This window comes from endosymbiont GvMRE of Glomus versiforme (assembly GCF_003546845.1).
In genome coordinates this window covers 153,468-156,838 of record NZ_NWVA01000004.1, presented here as the reverse complement: position 1 = coordinate 156,838, position 3,371 = coordinate 153,468, and the positions used below count along the sequence as shown (strand labels likewise).

General features: G+C 42.4%; 1 protein-coding gene. It reads left to right on the top strand.

Features of this window, described 5'->3' with window-relative positions:
• On the top strand, window positions 1–3,371 hold a 3,371-nt coding region (locus GvMRE_RS13795; protein ID WP_172575341.1), incomplete at both ends, for a hypothetical protein.

The following is a 3,371-nucleotide window of genomic DNA, read 5'->3' as shown; positions in this document are numbered from 1 at the left end:
ATGAATAAAAGAAGAAGTAATTAGTTCTAATTACCACCCAGCTTTTCGTAACCAAACTAACCACAGCAATGTCCCTGGAGCTGCCCCACCTGCCATTAACAACGCAGCAACTAATGACTTAATTAATAAGTGAAAAGCCACTGGTATTCCTGCTGAAAAAGCCCGTAAAGCTGCTGATAACTACTGAACTCCGGAGCAAGTAAAATGAGTAAGAGGATTAATTTGAGGTGGAACAGTTAGAGTTAAAGAAGGCAATGCTGATGCCACAACTATTCTTAATACCCGAAGCGATGACATTTGAAATGCTTTCTTTGCCAATCCGGAAGGAAACGACGAAAATGTTATTGAGGGTAACGATATCCAAGGTGGATGAAAAGCAAGCGGTTTAAATCCAGCCCGAGGGGTAGGACTTCACGACAGCGAAGCTGATAACGCTCATCGTAAAGGGTGACGAGATTTAAGAAATAATAACGGAGACGCTGCCACAGCGAACGGACGAATTACCGCTTTAAATGTTGCTACTCACACCTTTACTTATGCTTCTCACGGTCAAGCAGACCAAGATAACATTAATCTGTTAACACACAACAAAACCGAAATTGACAACGCTAATGCTCTGTTAGCTCTTATTGCTAATCCAGCCACAACACTAGCACAATTACAACAAGTAAACACAGTTGACGGAAGCATTACCCAAAGAATTGGGGCTTTGGCTGATGCTGAATTACCAGTTGGCTTACAACAAGACGCCCTCAAAACTGTTTTAGAAAATGCTATTAATACCCGAAACGATGACGTTTGAAATGCTTTCTTTGCCAATCCGGAAGGAAACGACGAAAATGTTATTGAGGGTAACGATATCCAAGGTGGATGAAAAGCAAGCGGTTTAAATCCAGCCCGAGGGGTAGGACTTCACGACAGCGAAGCTGATAACGCTCATCGTAAAGGGTGACGAGATTTAAGAAATAATAACGGAGACGCTGCCACAGCGAACGGACGAATTACCGCTTTAAATGTTGCTACTCACACCTTTACTTATGCTTCTCACGGTCAAGCAGACCAAGATAACATTAATCTGTTAACACACAACAAAACCGAAATTGACAACGCTAATGCTCTGTTAGCTCTTATTGCTAATCCAGCCACAACACTAGCACAATTACAACAAGTAAACACAGTTGACGGAAGCATTACCCAAAGAATTGGGGCTTTGGCTGATGCTGAATTACCAGTTGGCTTACAACAAGACGCCCTCAAAACTGTTTTAGAAAATGCTATTAATACCCGAAGCGGTTTTGCTACTTACCACCCAGCTTTTCGTAACCAAACTAACCACAGCAATGTCCCTGGAGCTGCCCCACCTGCCATTAACAACGCAGCAACTAATGACTTAATTAATAAGTGAAAAGCCACTGGTATTCCTGCTGAAAAAGCCCGTAAAGCTGCTGATAACTACTGAACTCCGGAGCAAGTAAAATGAGTAAGAGGATTAATTTGAGGTGGAACAGTTAGAGTTAAAGAAGGCAATGCTGATGCCACAACTATTCTTAATACCCGAAGCGATGACATTTGAAATGCTTTCTTTGCCAATCCGGAAGGAAACGACGAAAATGTTATTGAGGGTAACGATATCCAAGGTGGATGAAAAGCAAGCGGTTTAAATCCAGCCCGAGGGGTAGGACTTCACGACAGCGAAGCTGATAACGCTCATCGTAAAGGGTGACGAGATTTAAGAAATAATAACGGAGACGCTGCCACAGCGAACGGACGAATTACCGCTTTAAATGTTGCTACTCACACCTTTACTTATGCTTCTCACGGTCAAGCAGACCAAGATAACATTAATCTGTTAACACACAACAAAACCGAAATTGACAACGCTAATGCTCTGTTAGCTCTTATTGCTAATCCAGCCACAACACTAGCACAATTACAACAAGTAAACACAGTTGACGGAAGCATTACCCAAAGAATTGGGGCTTTGGCTGATGCTGAATTACCAGTTGGCTTACAACAAGACGCCCTCAAAACTGTTTTAGAAAATGCTATTAATACCCGAAACGATGACGTTTGAAATGCTTTCTTTGCCAATCCGGAAGGAAACGACGAAAATGTTATTGAGGGTAACGATATCCAAGGTGGATGAAAAGCAAGCGGTTTAAATCCAGCCCGAGGGGTAGGACTTCACGACAGCGAAGCTGATAACGCTCATCGTAAAGGGTGACGAGATTTAAGAAATAATAACGGAGACGCTGCCACAGCGAACGGACGAATTACCGCTTTAAATGTTGCTACTCACACCTTTACTTATGCTTCTCACGGTCAAGCAGACCAAGATAACATTAATCTGTTAACACACAACAAAACCGAAATTGACAACGCTAATGCTCTGTTAGCTCTTATTGCTAATCCAGCCACAACACTAGCACAATTACAACAAGTAAACACAGTTGACGGAAGCATTACCCAAAGAATTGGGGCTTTGGCTGATGCTGAATTACCAGTTGGCTTACAACAAGACGCCCTCAAAACTGTTTTAGAAAATGCTATTAATACCCGAAGCGGTTTTGCTACTTACCACCCAGCTTTTCGTAACCAAACTAACCACAGCAATGTCCCTGGAGCTGCCCCACCTGCCATTAACAACGCAGCAACTAATGACTTAATTAATAAGTGAAAAGCCACTGGTATTCCTGCTGAAAAAGCCCGTAAAGCTGCTGATAACTACTGAACTCCGGAGCAAGTAAAATGAGTAAGAGGATTAATTTGAGGTGGAACAGTTAGAGTTAAAGAAGGCAATGCTGATGCCACAACTATTCTTAATACCCGAAGCGATGACATTTGAAATGCTTTCTTTGCCAATCCGGAAGGAAACGACGAAAATGTTATTGAGGGTAACGATATCCAAGGTGGATGAAAAGCAAGCGGTTTAAATCCAGCCCGAGGGGTAGGACTTCACGACAGCGAAGCTGATAACGCTCATCGTAAAGGGTGACGAGATTTAAGAAATAATAACGGAGACGCTGCCACAGCGAACGGACGAATTACCGCTTTAAATGTTGCTACTCACACCTTTACTTATGCTTCTCACGGTCAAGCAGACCAAGATAACATTAATCTGTTAACACACAACAAAACCGAAATTGACAACGCTAATGCTCTGTTAGCTCTTATTGCTAATCCAGCCACAACACTAGCACAATTACAACAAGTAAACACAGTTGACGGAAGCATTACCCAAAGAATTGGGGCTTTGGCTGATGCTGAATTACCAGTTGGCTTACAACAAGACGCCCTCAAAACTGTTTTAGAAAATGCTATTAATACCCGAAACGATGACGTTTGAAATGCTTTCTTTGCCAATCCGGAAT